This is a genomic window from Kitasatospora sp. cg17-2, assembly GCF_054031055.1.
This window is the reverse complement of sequence record NZ_CM132923.1, coordinates 7,659,624-7,675,600: the sequence shown is the minus strand read 5'-3', so window position 1 is coordinate 7,675,600 and position 15,977 is coordinate 7,659,624. Positions and strand designations below refer to the sequence as shown.

General features: G+C 74.0%; 14 protein-coding genes and 1 pseudogene. 6 read left to right on the top strand and 9 right to left on the bottom strand.

Annotation, left to right across the window (positions count from 1 at the left end):
- Positions 1-12: 12 nt before the first annotated feature.
- The 9 genes and pseudogenes from ACW14Y_RS32320 to ACW14Y_RS32280 form a co-directional block, all read right to left on the bottom strand.
- The gene (locus ACW14Y_RS32320) at positions 13-1,164 is read right to left on the bottom strand and encodes a PDR/VanB family oxidoreductase (RefSeq protein WP_456984423.1); all 1,152 of its coding nucleotides are present in this window, start codon (positions 1,162-1,164) and stop codon (positions 13-15) included.
- A gap of 100 nt (positions 1,165-1,264) precedes the next feature.
- Positions 1,265-2,179 (bottom strand): metal-dependent hydrolase, encoded by a 915-nt coding sequence (locus ACW14Y_RS32315; RefSeq protein WP_380307508.1) that lies wholly within the window; start codon positions 2,177-2,179, stop codon positions 1,265-1,267.
- Between the two features lie 253 nt (positions 2,180-2,432).
- Positions 2,433-3,212, bottom strand: coding sequence for an IclR family transcriptional regulator (locus ACW14Y_RS32310; protein ID WP_266273481.1), 780 nt, complete (start codon positions 3,210-3,212; stop codon positions 2,433-2,435).
- Between the two features lie 291 nt (positions 3,213-3,503).
- Complete coding sequence (locus tag ACW14Y_RS32305) at positions 3,504-4,964, bottom strand: catalase (RefSeq protein ID WP_456984421.1); 1,461 nt, start codon at positions 4,962-4,964, stop codon at positions 3,504-3,506.
- 333 nt (positions 4,965-5,297) lie between these two features.
- Positions 5,298-6,404, bottom strand: a pseudogene (alc, locus tag ACW14Y_RS32300) (allantoicase); the annotation flags it as partial.
- Positions 6,401-7,777 (bottom strand): allantoinase AllB, encoded by a 1,377-nt coding sequence (allB, locus tag ACW14Y_RS32295; RefSeq protein ID WP_456984420.1) that lies wholly within the window; start codon positions 7,775-7,777, stop codon positions 6,401-6,403. The pseudogene alc and the gene allB, both read right to left, overlap by 4 nt.
- A gap of 166 nt (positions 7,778-7,943) precedes the next feature.
- Complete coding sequence (locus tag ACW14Y_RS32290; protein WP_380392320.1) at positions 7,944-9,086, bottom strand: glycerate kinase; 1,143 nt, start codon at positions 9,084-9,086, stop codon at positions 7,944-7,946.
- Positions 9,087-9,496: 410 nt separating this feature from the next.
- Positions 9,497-10,384 (bottom strand): 2-hydroxy-3-oxopropionate reductase, encoded by an 888-nt coding sequence (locus ACW14Y_RS32285; RefSeq protein WP_380308916.1) that lies wholly within the window; start codon positions 10,382-10,384, stop codon positions 9,497-9,499.
- 52 nt (positions 10,385-10,436) lie between these two features.
- The gene (locus ACW14Y_RS32280) at positions 10,437-11,288 is read right to left on the bottom strand and encodes a TIM barrel protein (protein ID WP_456984418.1); all 852 of its coding nucleotides are present in this window, start codon (positions 11,286-11,288) and stop codon (positions 10,437-10,439) included.
- 204 nt (positions 11,289-11,492) lie between these two features.
- Between ACW14Y_RS32280 and ACW14Y_RS32275 the strand changes: the two genes are divergently transcribed.
- The 6 genes from ACW14Y_RS32275 to ACW14Y_RS32250 all read left to right on the top strand — a co-directional run bounded on the left by ACW14Y_RS32275 (position 11,493) and on the right by ACW14Y_RS32250 (position 15,924).
- Positions 11,493-11,768, top strand: a complete 276-nt coding sequence (locus ACW14Y_RS32275) for a thiamine-binding protein (RefSeq protein ID WP_380308941.1) — start codon at positions 11,493-11,495, stop codon at positions 11,766-11,768.
- Positions 11,765-12,145 (top strand): helix-turn-helix domain-containing protein, encoded by a 381-nt coding sequence (locus ACW14Y_RS32270; protein ID WP_030392032.1) that lies wholly within the window; start codon positions 11,765-11,767, stop codon positions 12,143-12,145. Before ACW14Y_RS32275 ends, ACW14Y_RS32270 begins: the two co-directional genes overlap by 4 nt.
- A gap of 201 nt (positions 12,146-12,346) precedes the next feature.
- Positions 12,347-12,850: a 2-oxo-4-hydroxy-4-carboxy-5-ureidoimidazoline decarboxylase gene (gene uraD, locus ACW14Y_RS32265; protein WP_380312595.1), complete on the top strand. Its 504-nt coding sequence runs from the start codon at positions 12,347-12,349 to the stop codon at positions 12,848-12,850.
- Positions 12,851-12,948: 98 nt separating this feature from the next.
- Positions 12,949-13,284: a hydroxyisourate hydrolase gene (gene uraH, locus ACW14Y_RS32260; RefSeq protein WP_380312597.1), complete on the top strand. Its 336-nt coding sequence runs from the start codon at positions 12,949-12,951 to the stop codon at positions 13,282-13,284.
- A gap of 28 nt (positions 13,285-13,312) precedes the next feature.
- The gene (pucL, locus tag ACW14Y_RS32255) at positions 13,313-14,233 is read left to right on the top strand and encodes a factor-independent urate hydroxylase (RefSeq protein WP_380312600.1); all 921 of its coding nucleotides are present in this window, start codon (positions 13,313-13,315) and stop codon (positions 14,231-14,233) included.
- A gap of 221 nt (positions 14,234-14,454) precedes the next feature.
- Entirely contained in the window at positions 14,455-15,924 is a 1,470-nt protein-coding gene (locus tag ACW14Y_RS32250; protein WP_380391053.1) for a nucleobase:cation symporter-2 family protein, read from the top strand.
- Positions 15,925-15,977 lie beyond the last annotated feature (53 nt).

Here is a 15,977-nt window from a genome sequence, read left to right as displayed (position 1 = left end):
TTGCGCTGGTGGCTAGACGTCGAGCACGAGGGTCTCGCCCGCGGCGGCGCGGGAGACGCAGGGCAGCAGGGCGCCGTCGGCGCGCCGTTCGGGGGTGAGGCGGCGGTCGCGGTGGTCGGGGGTGCCGGCCAGCAGCCGGACCTCGCAGGTGCCGCAGAAGCCCTGCTTGCAGGAGTACGGGAGGTCGGGGCGGGCCTCGCGGAGCACGTCCAGGGCGGAGCGGTCGGCGGGGACGGGCAGTTCGGGGCCGTCGGCGCCGAGGCGGACGGTGAACGGCTCGCCGTCGGTGACCGGGGCCGCGCCGAAGCGCTCGAAGTGCAGGGAGGCGGCGGGCGAGGCGTCCAGGGCCCGTTGGACGGCGGTGAGCATCGGGGCCGGGCCGCAGCAGTAGACGGCGGCTCCGCGCGGGGCGTGCGCGAGGAGTTCGGCGCCGGTGGGCGGGCCGCCGTGCTCGTCGTCGGTGCGCAGGTGGACCCGGGCCGGGTCGAGGACGCGCAGTTCGGCGGCGAACGGGAGGGTGTCGGCGCTGCGGCCGGTGTGGACGAGGTGCCAGTCCAGGCCGTTGCGCCGGGCCTCCCGGACCATCGGGAGCAGGGGGGTGATGCCGATGCCGCCGGCCAGGAACAGGACGGCCGGTTCGGCGCAGAAGGCGAAGCCGTTGCGCGGGCGGCGGGCGGTGAGCCGGGTGCCGGGGTGGAGGGTGTCGTGGATCTCGGCGGAGCCGCCGCCGCCGTCGGGCAGGCGGCGGACGGCGATCCGGTAGCGGGCCCCCTCGGCCGGGTCGGTCCGGTCGGCGCGGTCGGTCCGGTCGGTCCGGTCGGCGTACTCGGCGCCGTCGGCCGGGTCGCCGCAGAGCGAGTAGTGGCGCTCGCGGCCGGAGGGGAGGGTGAGGCGCAGGTGGGCGCCGGGCTGCCAGCCGGGGAGCGGGCCGCCGGAGGGGTCGGCGAGGGTGAGCTCGACGACGTCGGCGGCTACCCGACGGCGGGCGGTGACGACCAGTTGCAGGGCCTCGGTCGGGCGGCTGTAGGGGCGGCGCGGGTTGCGGCGCAGCAGCGGGCTGCCGAGGGCGGGGCTGTAGCGGTCGCCGAAGGCGGTGAGGAAGCGGAAGAAGGTGTCGGCGCGGGGGCGGCCGTAGAGGTCGGGGGGCGGGGTGCTCAGGTCCATCCGGCGGGGTCCTCGGTTCCGGTGGCGGCCGGCGGCGGGGCGCGGGCGGCGGGGGTATCGGGCTGGGCGGGCGGCGAAGGGGCGGGCGGCGCCCCCGGGGTCACCGCCCGGCGGCGGCGCGGGCGGCCGGGGAGGTCGCGAGGTAGCCGAGGGCCTGGCTGGAGGAGCCCTCCTGGGTGGGGTGGTAGCCGGGCCGCAGGTAGCGCAGTCCGGAGCGGATCGACCGGACCGGGTCGGGCAGCAGGCCCCGCTTGGCGATCCGGCCGGTCTCGCGCCAGGTGGGCCTGAGCCGCCCGTCGAGGGTCGGGTCGGCCGCCAGCAGGAAGCGGGCGCCGCGCACCCAGAGGTGGACCAGGAGCGGGCCGGAGACGAGCATGCCGCGGATCCGGCGGGCGTAGCCGGGGTCGAGGTGGACCATCAGGTCGAAGGCGACGCTGCGGTGCTCGACCTCCTCGGCGCCGTGCCAGCGCAGCAGGTCGAGCATCGTCGGGTCGGCCTGGGCGCGGTCCAGGCCCGGGGAGTTGAGCGCCCAGTTGCCGAGGAAGGCGGTGAAGTGCTCGATCGCGGCGACGAAGGCGACCCGTTCGATGAGGTTCTCGCGCTGCCGGGCGGGGCTCAGGCCGGGCTTGTCGCCGAGGACGCGCTGGAACAGCCAGGAGACCTGCCGAACGTAGGGGCGCGGGTCGAGGCCCTGGCCGAGCAGGTGGTCCAGGACCTCCTGGTGCGCCTCGGCGTGGATGGCCTCCTGGCCGATGAATCCGAGGACCTCCTCGCGGAGCTGCTCGTCGCGGACCAGCGGGAGGGCGTCCTTGAAGACCTTGACGAACCAGCGCTCGCCCTCGGGGAGCAGCAGGTGCAGCACGTTGATGACGTGGGTGGCCATCGGCTCGTCGGGGATCCAGTGCAGCGGCAGCCCGGCCCAGTCGAAGCGGACGTCGCGGGGCTCCAGGACGAGGCTCTCGTGCACCCGGGCGGCGGGCGCGGCGAGGGCGGGGACGGGGGTGGGGCTGGGCATGGGAGGGCCCTCCTGACCTGCGGGTGGCGGCTCGACCCGGCAAAACGTACTCGCGGGTAGCCCGCGCCACAAGGGGTTCGGCACGCCTTATCGACATCGAGTCTAATAAGTGATGTGCACCGCGCGGACCACCGGGAAACACGGACCGAGGAAACCCGGACCGAGGAAACCCGGCCCGGGGAAACCCGGACCACCGGGAGGCCCGGAAACGCGAGGACCCCGCCGGAGCGGGGTCCCGTGGGCGTGCGGCGGGTCAGACCGCCATCGCGAGCATCAGCGGCGCGGCGCGGGCGGCCAGCAGTTCGGCGGCCGCCTTCAGCCGGTGCGCGTCGCCGACCGGCATCGAGGTGGCCAGGCAGCCGACCGTGCTGCCGGCGGTCACCGGGACGGCCGCGCAGACCGTGCCGACGGCGTACTCCTGGATGTCCAGCACCGGCACGGTGGCGGGCTGCCGCTCCAGACGGTGCATCAGCTGGTCGGCGTCGGTGACCGTCCTGGAGGTCAGCCGGGCGACCGGGTGGCGGGACAGGTGGTCCCGCCGGCCGTCGTGGTCGAGCTGGCCGAGCAGGCACTTGCCGATCGCGCTGGCGTGCGCGGTGGCCCGGAAGTCCACCCACTCCTGCACCGCCGGCGCCAGGTCGGAGGCCGAGACCGCCACCACCGACAACTCCCCGTCGTGGTACCGGCTGAAGTACACCGCCGCGCCCAACTCCTCGCGCAGCTCGTCGAGTTTGCGGTCCATCCGGGCGCGCACCAGCTGCTCGCGGTTGTGCTGGCCGAGCAGCGCGAAGGTGCCGCCGATCACCCAACCGCCGTCCTGGCAGTCGAGATAGCCCTCGACCTCCAGGATCTCGGCGAGCCGGCGGACCGTCGGGAGACCGAGCGAGGTCTCCCGGGCGAGGGTCACCAGGGTGGCGCCACCGGGGTGCCGGTCGACCGCCTCCAGCAGTCTGAGGGCGTGTCGCAGCGAGGTGAACGGACCGGGCGCTCCCTGCTCCGGTACGGCGTGACGGCCCGGGGCTGGTGTCGACATGTCGTCCCCTTCCGATGTCCACCCGCCAGGTGACCCGCGGGTAGGGTCCACCCTATCCACCGCCCGCCTCCACCAACTCCCCCTCGTGGAATATTCGGGCGGACACGGTGAATCGCTTGACTGGCATATGCCCCACCGGACACCCGCTCACTCCCGCGCGCTCCGGCCGGGGTGCCGGACCGGGGGACGCCGCCGGGCCGCTCCCCCACTGCCTCGGGGGAACGGCCCGGTCGGGAGGGGCGGCCGGCGTGCGGGGCCGGCCGCCCTGGAACGGGGGGCGAGGACCAGGGGTCAGGACTCGTCGACGGCCCGCAGCTTCGCCACCGCGGCCTCCAGCCGGGTGCCGTACTCCTCGTCGGCCGCGTGGAAGTGGGCGAGGTTCTTCTCCACGATGTCGTCCCGGGTGACCTGGGCCAGCGAGCCCGCCAGGTTGGCGATCAGCCGGCCCCGCTCGCCCTCCGACATCAGCCGGTAGAGCTCCCCGGCCTGGAAGAAGTCGTCGTCCTTGGTGTGCGCCGGGGTGGTGCAGGTGCCGGTCCAGCCGCTCAGCGCGGTCGGGGCGGCGAGCGCCGCGTCGGTCTGCGCCGGACCGTCGTAGGAGTTGGGCTCGTAGTTCCGGCCCCGGCCGGCCGGGTTGAGCGCGCTGAGGCCGTCGCGGCCGTAGTTGGCGGCCTCGGTGGCCCGGGGCGCGTTGACCGGCAGCTGGGTGTGGTTGACGCCGAGGCGGTAACGCTGGGCGTCCGCGTAGGCGAACAGCCGGCCCTGGAGCATCTTGTCCGGGGACGGGCCGATGCCGGGCACGAAGTTGTTCGGGGAGAACGCGGACTGCTCGACCTCGGCGAAGACGTTCTCCGGGTTGCGGTTGAGCACCAGCCGGCCGACCTTGACCAGCGGGTAGTCGGCGTGCGGCCACACCTTGGTGAGGTCGAAGGGGTTGAAGCGGTAGTCCGCCGCCTCGGCGACCGGCATCAGCTGCACGTAGAGCGTCCAGGTCGGGAACACCCCGCGCTCGATGGCCTGGTGGAGGTCGCGCTGGTGGCTGTCGGCGTCGCCGCCGACCACCTCGGCGGCCTGCCCGGCGTCCAGCGAGCGGATGCCCTGGTTGGTCTTGAAGTGGTACTTGACCCAGAACGCCTCGCCCTGCTCGTTGACCCACTGGTAGGTGTGCGAGCCGTAGCCGTTCATGTGCCGGTACGAGGCGGGGATGCCCCGGTCGCCGAACAGCCAGGTGATCTGGTGCGTCGAGGCCGGCGAGTGCGCCCAGAAGTCCCAGACGTTGTCGGCCTCCTGGACCCCGGTGAACGGGTCGCGCTTCTGCGAGTGGATGAAGTCCGGGAACTTCAGCGGGTCCTTGATGAAGAAGACCGGGGTGTTGTTGCCGACGAGGTCGTAGTTCCCCTCCTCGGTGTAGAACTTGACCGCGAAGCCGCGCGGGTCGCGGACGGCGTCGTTGGAGCCCAGGTTGCCCGCGACGGTGGAGAAGCGCAGGAACAGCTCGGTGCGCCTGCCGACCTCGCCGAGGAACGCGGCGCGGGTGTACTGCGACACCTCGTCGGTGACCTCGAAGTAGCCGTACGCGGCGGAGCCCCGGGCGTGCACGACGCGCTCCGGAATGCGCTCGCGGTTGAACCGGGCCAGCTTCTCCAGCAGGTGCTGGTCCTGGATCAGCAGCGGGCCGTACTCGCCGGCCGAGGCCGAGTTCTGGTTGTCGGCGACCGGGGCGCCGGACTCCGTGGTCAGGATCTTGGACATGACGGGTCCTTCGGTGTCGATAAGGGTCTTGCGTGCGGAGAGATGTGATGCTGCGTCGAGTACGGCGCGGCGCCGCCGGACCGGATGCTCGGATGCGCGAATGCTCGGGCGGTCGACCGCTCAGATGCCGAGCAGTCGCCAGGCGGCCGAGCGGCGGCGGGAGGAGTGCTCGCCGTCGGGGCCGTCGGACGGGCTGAGCCCGGCGACGGCGGCCCGGGCCGCGACCGGCCCGCCCAGCGGACGGGCGGCGGTGAGCTCGGCGGCCTCGGCGGCGGTCAGTCCGGCCTCGGTGAGCGCGCCCTCGGCCTCGGCGGCCGGGACGGCGTCGAACCAGCGCAGGGCGAGGGCGGCCCGGCCGGCCTCGGTGAGGCGGCCGGTGATCCGGAGGCGGGCGAGGCCGCCGTCCGGGTGGACGTCGATCCGCACATGGGTCACCGGGCGGCCGGGGGCCGGCCGCAGCCGGTGCCGGGTGTCGGGCTGCAGGCGGGTGCGCGGCAGCAGCGGGAACCAGCCGTCCGCGTCGGTCGCCGGGTCCCCGCCGGCGGAGGCGTCGTAACCGGCGAGGTCGGCCCAGCCGGGGGCATTGGCGACGAAGTGGGTGGTGTCCACCTCGACCGCCAGGGCCTCACCGCCCCCGGCCAGGGCGATCCGCACCCAGTCGTTGGCCTTGTCGCGCCGACGCCGGGTCTCCCAGCCCTCGCCCATGACGGAGGCGCGACCGGGAGCGTTCAGGTTGTGCGGGGAGGAGTAGAAGCGGTCGGAGGCGGCCTCGGCGACACCGCCGTGCTCCTGGGCCGCCAGGTCGAAGGTGAGGCCGTCCAGTTCGCGCGGGTCGGGCAGCACCTCGCCGTGGACGCGGAGCCGGGCCACCCCGCCGTCCGGGAAGATGTTGAGCCGGACGTGGGTGTACCGGGCCGCGGAGTCGACCGGGAACGCGTGGGCGGTGTCGCCCCGCAGCGGGGTGCGCGGCAGGATCTCCGTCCACTCGGCGTCGGCGAGCTCGGCCGGCGAGGGGTGGCCGGGTACCGAGGCGGCCTCGACGGAGGCGCTCTCCGGGTAGTTGCCGGTGAAGTGCGCGGTGTCGACGACCAGTCCGCGGACCACCCCGGCCGCGCCGAGCCGGACCACCGCCCAGTCGTGGTCCTCGTCGGTGGGGTGCGGCTGCCCGGCGCTCGCGCCGCGGCGGCGGCGGGACTCCCAGCCGTCCATGATCTGGCCCTTGTGGCCGAAGGTGTGCGGGCGGAACTCGGCGGGCGCGGCGACCAGCAGGTTCTCGGCGTCCGCGAAGGTGTCCTCGTTGGTGGCGACGACGCCGGCGCCGAGGGCGCGGGAGGCGAGGTTCACCAGCTCGGTGAACGGCGCGCGGGCCGGGGCGGCGGCCGGGGCCCCGCCGGGAGTACCGGCGGTGGCGGGAGCGCTCTGGGCGGGGACCGTGGTCACTGGATCTCCTCGGACGGGTTGCTGGGGCGGGTGAGCCGGACGCCGAACGGTTCGCCGCCCGGGTCGACGACCCGGCCGCGCAGCCAGGTCGTGCGCACGGCGCCGGTGAGCGTCCGGCCCGCGTACGGGGTGACGGGGTTGCGGTGGTGCAGCTCGGCGGCGTGGACGGCGAAGTCGGCGTCGGGGTCGAAGGCCACCAGGTCGGCGTCGTGGCCGACCGCGATGGCGCCCTTGCGCCCGTCGAGGCCGACCAGCCGGGCCGGGCCGGCCGACATCCAGCCGACCACCTCGGCCAGGGTGCGGCCGCGCCGCCGGGCCTCGGTCCAGACCGCCGGCAGGCCGAGCTGGAGGGAGGCTATGCCGCCCCAGGCGGCCGCGAAGTCGCCGCTGCCGCCGTGCTCGGGCAGCAGCTTGAGGTCCGGGGTGGAGGGCGAGTGGTCGGACACGACGGCGATGAACTCCCCTGCCGCCAGGGCCTCCCAGAGCGCGTCGCGGTTGGCCTCGTCGCGGATCGGCGGGCAGCACTTGAAGGCGGTGCCACCGTCCGGTATTCGCTCGGCGGCGAGGGTCAGGTAGTGCGGGCAGGTCTCGGCGGTGACCCGGACGCCGTCCGCCCTGGCCCGGCGCAGCAGCGGCAGCACGGCGGCCGAGGACACGTGCAGGACGTGCACCCGGGCGCCGGTGCGGCGGGCCGCGTCCAGCAGTCGGGCGGCGGCGGCGGTCTCCGCGTCGGCGGGGCGGGAGGCGAGGAAGTCCCGGTAGTGGACGCCGGGTTGCTGCGGCGCGGCGGCCAGGACGGCCGGGTCCTCGGCGTGGATGATGGCGAGCGCCCCGAGCCGGGCCTGCTCGGCCAGCGCGGCCTCCAGTCCGGCCGCCTCGAGGTGCGGGAACTCGTCGACGCCGCTGGGTGCCAGGAAGGACTTGAAGCCGAACACGCCCGCCCGGTGCAGGGGTTCGAGGTCGGCGAGGTTGTCGGGGACGGCGCCGCCCCAGAAGCCGAGGTCGACCCAGGCCTGGCCCTCGGCGGTCTTCCGCTTGGCTTCGAGCCCGGCGAGGGTGGTGGTGGGGGGCACCGAGTTGAGCGGCATGTCGACGATCGTGGTGACGCCGCCGGCGGCGGCGGCCCGGGTGGCGGTGGCGAAGCCCTCCCACTCGGTGCGGCCGGGCTCGTTGACGTGCACGTGGGTGTCGACCAGGCCGGGGAGCAGGGCGGTGCCGCCGAGGTCGGTCACCCGGTGGCCGTCGGCCGGGAGGGTGCCGTGGGGGGCGATCCGCTCGATCCGCCCGGCCCGGACCAGCACGTCCGCGGGACGCTCGCCGTCCGGCAGGACCACCCGGCGGGAGCGGATCACCTCGGTCTCGCTGATGGGCATGGGGAACCTCCGAAGCCTGATGAGGGGATGGCTGGTACGAGGGGTGCGCCGAAGGATGGCCCGGAGCCTAGGCCCGCCTTCAACAAAACGTCAATGGAGGAAACTACGAGGGGCGCGGCGGACGGGAGCCGGAGCGGGCAGGGCCCGGAGGCCGGAACCGGACGGGTCAGCGGCGCAGGAGGTCGGCGGCGAGCCGCTCCCCCGCGACCTCGGCCAGCTCCCCGGCCCTGGTCATGCCCTCGCCCGGGGTCTCGCCCAACTCGGCGAGGGCGTAGGCGGCGACGAAGCCGGCGGAGCGCCACTCGCGTTCGGACAGCTCCACCCGTCCCGCGACGGCGGCCACCCGAACCCCCGCCCGGGCAGCCGCCGCGGCGACGCCGGCGGGGGCCTTGCCGTGGAGCGTCTGTGCGTCCAGGCAGCCCTCGCCGGTGACGACGAGGCGTGCCCCACGCACCGCCCCGTCGAAACCCAGCAGGTCGAGCAGCAGCTCGATGCCGGGTCGCATGGTGGCGCCGAGCACGGCCAGGGCGGCGAAGCCGACCCCGCCCGCGGCCCCGGCGCCGGGGGCCTCCCGGACGTCCCGGCCGACGGCGGCGGCGACCACGTCGGCGAACCGGGTCAGACCTTCCTCCAGGACCAGCAGGTCCTCACCGTCCGCGCCCTTCTGCGGGCCGTAGACGGCGGCGGCCCCGCGCGGGCCGAGCAGCGGGTTGTCCACGTCGCAGGCGACGACCACCTCGACGCCCTCCATCAGGCGGGCCGAGGTGCCGAGGTCGATCCGGGCCAGTCGGCGCAGCGAGGCTCCGCCGGGCGGGAGTTCGACGCCGTCGGCGTCCAGCAGCGAGACCCCGAGGGCCTGGAGCATGCCCGCCCCGCCGTCGGTCCCGGCGCTGCCGCCGAGGCCGAGGACGATCCGGCGGGCCCCCTGGGCGACGGCCCTGGCGATCAGCTGGCCGACGCCGTAGGAGCCGGCCGCGAGCGGGGCGGTCCGCCCGCCGGGGAGCCGGGCCAGGCCGGAGGCCTGCGCCAGCTCGACCACGGCGGTGGTGCCCCGGACGGCGAGCGCGGCGTCCACCGGCAGGCCGGTGGGACCGGCCACCTTGGCGGCGACCCTGGTGAAACCGGCCGCGAGGGCGGCGGCCAGGGTGCCCTCGCCGCCGTCGGCGACGGGCAGTTCGCGCACCTCGGTGCCGGGCGCGGCCCGGCGGATGCCGGCGGCGATCCGGGCGGCGGCCTCGGCGCCTTCGAGGGTGCCCTTGAACTTGTCGGGAGCTACGACCACATGGCCCTGGTGGGGGGTGGCGGGCATGGCGTGGGCCTCACTTCCGGGCTGGTCTGGCAATGGTTCGTCAAGCATGGGCCCGGGCGGCCCGGGAGCGGCTCCCTCCCCGCCGTTCCCCTCGCCCGCTTCCGACGTACGAGGGGCTCCCCTCGGTGAGGGAGGGAGCCGGTGCGACGCGCCGGGTGCACGACCGAAGTGCCCCGTGAGGGTGGGCGCGTCGCAGCCTGGTCGATCGACGGGCGGGCGGATGAGCCCCGGCCCGCCCGCCGATCGGGTCTGGAGTCGGCCGGCGGCCGACGAACGCCGTCGGCCGTCGGCCGCCGGTCGGCCTCCCGGTGGCGCGGGCACGACCGGACAGGGTCACGCCACCGGGAGGAGCTGTGGGGTCGCGGGGCTGCTTCGCCCCGCGACCGGTGGGACCGGCCGGGCCCGAGGGGCTACTTCACCTCGCGGCCGGAGAGCCGCTCGACGCCGCGCAGCAGCGCCGAGTGGTCGAGGGAGCCGTCGCCGTTGGCGCGGGCGGAGGCGACCAGCTGGGCGACGACCGCGCCGACCGGCAGCGCCGCGCCGACGGCCCGGGCGGCGTCGGTGACGATGCCCATGTCCTTGTGGTGCAGGTCGATCCGGAAGCCGGGGGCGAACTCGCGGTCCAGCATGTTGGCCTTCTTGCGGTTCAGCACCGTCGAGCCGGCCAGGCCGCCGCCGAGCACGTCCAGCGCGGCGGCGAGGTCCACGCCCGCGTTCTCCAGGAAGACCACGGCCTCGGCCAGCACCTGGATGTTGACCGCGACGATCAGCTGGTTGGCGGCCTTGACGGTCTGGCCGGCGCCGGCCGGGCCGACGTGGACCACGGTGGTGCCGAGCGAGGCGAACAGCGGCTCGGCCTCGGCGAAGTCCTCGGCGGCGCCACCGACCATGATCGACAGCACGGCCTCGACCGCGCCCGCCTCACCGCCGGAGACCGGGGCGTCCAGGGCCCGGACGCCCTTCTCCTTCGCGGCGGCCCCGACCTTGATCGAGGTCTGCGGGGTGATGCTCGACATGTCGATGAGGAGGGTGCCCGGGCGGGCGTGCTCGAGGACGCCGCCCTCGCCCAGCACGACCTGCTCGACGTGCGGGTCGGCCGGGACCATGGTGATCACGACCTCGGCGTCCTTCACCGCGTCGGCGATGCTGGTGGCGCCGTGGCCGCCGACCGCGACCAGGGCGTCGATCTGCGGCTGGGTGAGGTTGTAGCCGGTGACGTGGTGGCCGGCCCGGACCAGGTTGGCCGCCATCGGGCTGCCCATGATGCCGAGGCCGATGAAGGCGATCTTGCGGCTCATCGCGTCGTTCCTTCTGTTGCGTGCGTGCGGGGTGCGGAGGGAGGGAAGGGGATCAGAGCGCCGCCGCGCGGTGCTCCCGCGCGAGCCACTCGAAGCTGTCGGCGCTGACGCCGGTGGACGGCCGGTACTCCAGGCCGATCCGGCCGGTGTAGCCGGCCGCGGTGAGACGGGCGAAGAGGTCCTCGAAGTCGAGCCCGCCGGTGCCCGGCTCGTTGCGGGCGGGGGTGTCGGCGATCTGCACGTGGCCGATCCGGTCGGCGTAGGTGTCGATGACCGCGGCGAGGTCCTCGCCGTTGCGGGCCAGGTGGTAGAGGTCGCAGAGGAACTTGGCGTTGCCCAGGCCGGTGGCGGCGTTGACCTTGTCCACCACCTCGACCGCGGCGGCCGCGGAGACCAGCGGGTAGTCCGGGGACTCCGGCCGGTTCAGCGCCTCGACCAGCAGGATCGCGCCGATGCCGTGGGCGGCCCGGGCGGCGAGCACGAGGTTCTCCAGGGCGAGCGCGTCCTGCTCGGCCGGGTCGACGCCCTCGACGCGGTTGCCGTAGAGGGCGTTCAGCGCCGGGGTGCCGAGCGCGGCGGCGAGCGCGGCGGTGACCGGCACGTTGGCCCGGAAGCGCTCGCGCTCCGAGGGCAGCGAGACGGTGCCGCGGGCGCCCAGGGTCAGGTCGTCGAGGAAGTTGAGACCGGTGAGGCGGACGCCGGCGTCGGTGAAGGCCTTGCGCAGCGCGTCGAGTTCGGCCTCGGACGGGTCGTGCTCCTCGCCGAACGGCCACCACAGCTCGGCGGCGGTGAAGCCGGCGGCGGCGGCCGCGGCCGGGCGCTCCAGCAGCGGGAGCTCGCCGAACAGGATCGACAGGTTGACCGTGAAGCTGTGCCGGGCGGCGGCGCTCGTTCCGGCGGCCATGTCCATCACCTCGTACTCTCTCTTCCGACATCCGCAACTTCCACGATCCGGAAGAGGGATTCTGTCTGGTGGAAGCATGTCCGGGGCATCGAGCGACTGTCAAGGCATCTGCAACAAATTGTTGAAGCGCTCCGCCCGCGGGCCGGTCCCCCGCGACCGGCCCACCGCCGTACGCGCGCTCGCTAGAGTGGCCGGGTGCGATTGATGGTGGAGTTCACGACAGAACCGTTCGAACTGGACACGTTCCCGCCGCACGCCGCGGCGGCCCGCAAGGTGGTCGACGAGGCGGGCCTCGACGTCGCGGTGGGCCCGTTCGGCACCGGCGCCGAGGGCGAGGCGGAGCAGATCCTGGCCGCCGTGACCAAGCTGCTCCGGGAGAGCCTGGACGCCGGCGCGACCCGGATCTCGGTCCAGGTCAGCGTCCTCGCGGACACCGAGGCCGAGGGCGGAAGTGCCGCGGGGGAGGGCGGTACGCCGTGACCGAGCAGACCGAGCACCCGCTCGCCGCGGCGATCAAGCCGCTGCTGGACGCGGTCGGCGCGACGCCCGTCCCGCTGGACGAGGCGAAGGCCGAGGACGTCGTCCTGGAGTGGGAGGGCGAACGGGCGCTGGCCGTCCGGCTGCCGCACCTCAGCAGCGCGCTGGACCGCCTACTGGCCGAGATGACCCGCCAGTTCGACGGCCGGCCGCTGACCGAGCTGGACCGCTGGGAGAAGCAGCGCGTGGTCGCACTGCTGGAGGAGCGCGGCGCCTTCACCGTCCGCCACGGCGTCGAGACCGTCGCCACGGCGCTCGGCGTCAGCCGCTTCACCGTGTACAACTACCTCAACCGCCAGGACGGCGCGAAGCCGAACTGACCCCTTCCGCAGGGGTGCGCCCCGCCGGCCCGGCCAGTCTGACCCGGGCCCCGGCGGGGCGCACTTGTCTCATCACACACGAAACACCCCGCGACCAGGGCCGTCGCGAAACGTAACCACCAACCGTTCAACAAAGTGTTGACGGCCTGATCCCACCGATCTAGCTTGTGCGGGTGGCACCACTCTCCAGGAGGTCCACCCGTGACCAACCACCCCCACGCCCTTGACGCCCTGGCGGCGGCCGACGCCGCCGAGCTCAGGGAGATCCTGCTGGACGTCTGCACCAGCCCCGCCTGGGCCGACGCCGTCGCGGCGGCCCGTCCGTGGAAGGACCGCCGGGCCCTGCTCGAGGCCAACGCCAAGGCGATGGCCGGGCTCTCCGCCTCCGACCTGCACGAAGCGATGGCCGGCCACGCCCGGATCGGCGCGCCCAAGCCGGGCGACGCCGTCTCCGAGCGCGAGCAGGCCGGCGTCCACGGCGCCGACGAGGCCCTGCTCGACGAACTGCGCCGGGCCAACGCCGCCTACGAGGCCAAGTTCGGCCATGTGTTCCTGATCTGCGCGACCGGCCGCACCGCGGCCACCATGCTCGACGCCCTGCGCGAGCGCCGGCCCAACGACCCCGCCACCGAGGCGGAGATCGTCCGGGGCGAACTGCGCAAGATCAACGACATCCGGATCAACCGGCTGCTCGACGACAACTGACGGTCGGTCGGACGCCTCCGGCGCCGCCTCAGGTATCACTGACGCAGCACCTCCGCGTCCCCCGCACCACCTCTGCCATCAGTAAGGTCACCCCACCCATGACTGGCATCTCCACCCACGTGCTCGACACCAGCCTCGGCCGCCCGGCCGAGGGCGTCCCGGTCGAGCTCGCACTGCACACCGAGGGTGGCTGGCAGGTGCTCGGCACCTCCGCCACGGACTCCGACGGCCGGGCCAAGGACCTGCCGGCCGTGGAGGCGGGCTCGGTCGTCCGGCTGCTCTTCGACACCGCCGCGTACTTCGCCCGGAAGTCCGCGGAGCCGCCGTTCTTCCCCGAGGTCACGATCGTCTTCACGGTCGCGCCCGCGCAGCACCACTACCACGTGCCGTTGCTGCTGAACCCGTTCGGATACTCGGTCTACCGCGGAAGCTAGACCGATCGATTGATATGGGAGCCATGTCATGGCCCACGTGCTCGGTCAGAACCAGTACGGCAAGGCGGAGAACCGGATCGTCCGCGTCTACCGCGACTCGACCCGCCACGAGATCAAAGACCTGAACGTCTCGGTCGCCCTCTCCGGCGAGTTCGACGACGTCCACCTCACCGGGTCGAACGCCAACTGCCTGCCCACCGACACCACCAAGAACACCGTCTTCGCCTTCGCCAAGGAGTACGGGATCGACTCGGCCGAGGCCTTCGGCATCCTCCTGGCCCGGCACTTCGTCGACGACACCGAGCGCGGTGTCGTGCACCGGGCCCGGATCCGGATCGAGGAGTACTCCTGGGACCGGATCCGCACCCCCGACAGCAGCGCCCGCTTCATCGGCTCCGAGGAGGTCGGGCACTCCTTCGTCCGCACCGGCCAGGAGGTCCGCACCAGCGAGATCGTCTACGACGGGGAGTCCGTCCAGGTGATCTCCGGACTGAAGGACCTGGTCGTGCTGAACTCCACCAACTCGGAGTTCTGGGGCTACATCAAGGACAAGTACACCACCCTCCAGGAGGCGTACGACCGGATCCTCGCGACCCAGGTCACCGCCCGCTGGAAGTACGGCTTCACCGGCCGTGACGACGAGGCCCAGCCCAACTGGAACCGCAGCTACACCCACATCAAGCGGCACCTGCTGGAAGCCTTCGCCGAGACCTACTCCTACTCGCTGCAGCAGACCCTGCACGGGATGGGCACCCGCGTCCTCAACAACCGCGCCGAGGTCGACGAGGTCCGGCTCGAACTCCCCAACAAGCACCACTTCCTGGTCGACCTGGAACCGTTCGGACTCAAGAACGAGAACGAGGTCTACTACGCCGCCGACCGGATGTACGGGCTCATCGAGGGCACCGTGCACCGCGAGGGCGTCGTACCGGTGATCCCGGTCGCCTGAACCGAAGGCGCCGGTCCGCACCGACCGCACCACCCGCTGCACCTCCCGCACCACCTGCTTCTCCACCCCCACCCATCGGAGACCGTGCCCAGCCTCACGGCGGCCGGCCCGGGGAGCTGGAGAACCCGCCCCGAGGGACTCCTGCTCCGCCGTCCCCGCCCTCGGGGGACACCTCCAGCGTCACGGGCGCGCCGAGAGCCGAGGCACAAGAGGGGCTCGACATGGCACCCAGCACCACCGGCAGCAACGACGGCGGTTCCATCCCTGCGAGAACACCCGGCCCGGACGGCGCACCGGCACGCCCCGCCGGCACGCCGTCCGGACCGGAGGTCCACCCCGTGGACCAGCTCCTGCCCCCGGTGAGGCTCCTCACCAGCGGGCTCCAGCACGTCGCCGCGATGTACGCGGGAGTCGTCGCTCCCCCGCTCATCGTCGGCGCCGGCGTGGGCCTGAGCCCCGCCGAACTCGCCCTCCTGATATCGGCCAGCCTGTTCACCGCCGGACTGGCCACCCTGCTCCAGACCATCGGCTTCTGGCGGATCGGCGCCCGGCTGCCGTTCGTCAACGGCGTCTCGTTCGCCGGCGTCGCCCCCATGATCGCCATCGCCAAGGAGCACGGGCCGAAGGACGCCCTCCCGGTGATCTTCGGCGCGGTGATCGTCGCGGGAATCCTGTGCCTCCTCGCGGCACCGTACTTCTGCAAGCTGATCAGGTTCTTCCCCCCGGTCGTCCAGGGCACCGTGATCACCCTCATCGGGGTGTCCCTGCTGCCGGTGGCCGTCAACTGGGCCCGCGGCGGTTCGCCGGACGCCCCCGGTTACGGCTCCACCAAGGCCATCGGGCTGGCCGCGCTCACCCTCGGCGCGGTGGTCCTCGGCAACCGGCTGCTGCGCGGCTTCTGGCAGCAGCTCTCCCTGCTCATCGGCCTGGCGGTCGGCACCCTGCTCGCCTTCCCGCTCGGGCTGGCCGACTTCGGCGCCGTCCACGAGGCCCGGGTCTTCGCCCTGCCCTCGCCCTTCCACTTCGGCGCGCCGATCTTCGACGCCGCCGCGATCGCCTCGCTGTGCATCGTCATGGTGGTCGCCATGACCGAGTCCACCGCCGACATGCTCGCCCTGGGACGGATCGTCGACCGCGAGGCCGACGAGAAGACCCTCGCCGCCGGACTGCGGGCCGACGGTCTCGCCACCGCCGTCAGCCCGGTCTTCAACGGCTTCGCGGCCAGCGCCTTCGCCCAGAACATCGGGCTGGTCGCGCTGACCGGGATCCGCAGCCGCTTCGTGGTCGCCACCGGCGGCGGGCTGCTCGTCCTGCTCGGGCTCTTCCCGGTGCTCGGCGCGGTCGTCTCGCTCGTCCCGCAGCCCGTCCTGGGCGGCGCCGGGATCGTGCTCTTCGGCACCGTCGCCGCCAGCGGCATCCGCACCCTCGCGGAGGCCGGCCTGGACTCGGGCGCCAACACCGTCCTGGTGTCGGTCTCGCTCGGGGTCGGCATCGTCCCGATCGCCGCGCCGACCTTCTACGACGCCTTCCCGGAGGCCGCCCGCACCCTGCTCCACTCCGGCATCTCGGCCGGCTGCGTCGCGGCCGTCCTGCTCAACCTGCTGTTCCACCACCTCGGCGCCACCCGCCGGGCCACCGCCGAGGGGTCGTCCGACCCGTCGGTGCCGACGGCGACCCCGTCACCGTCCTGACCCACCGGGCGGGCATGCGCACCGTGCCCGCCCGGCCCTCCCCCTTGGAGTCA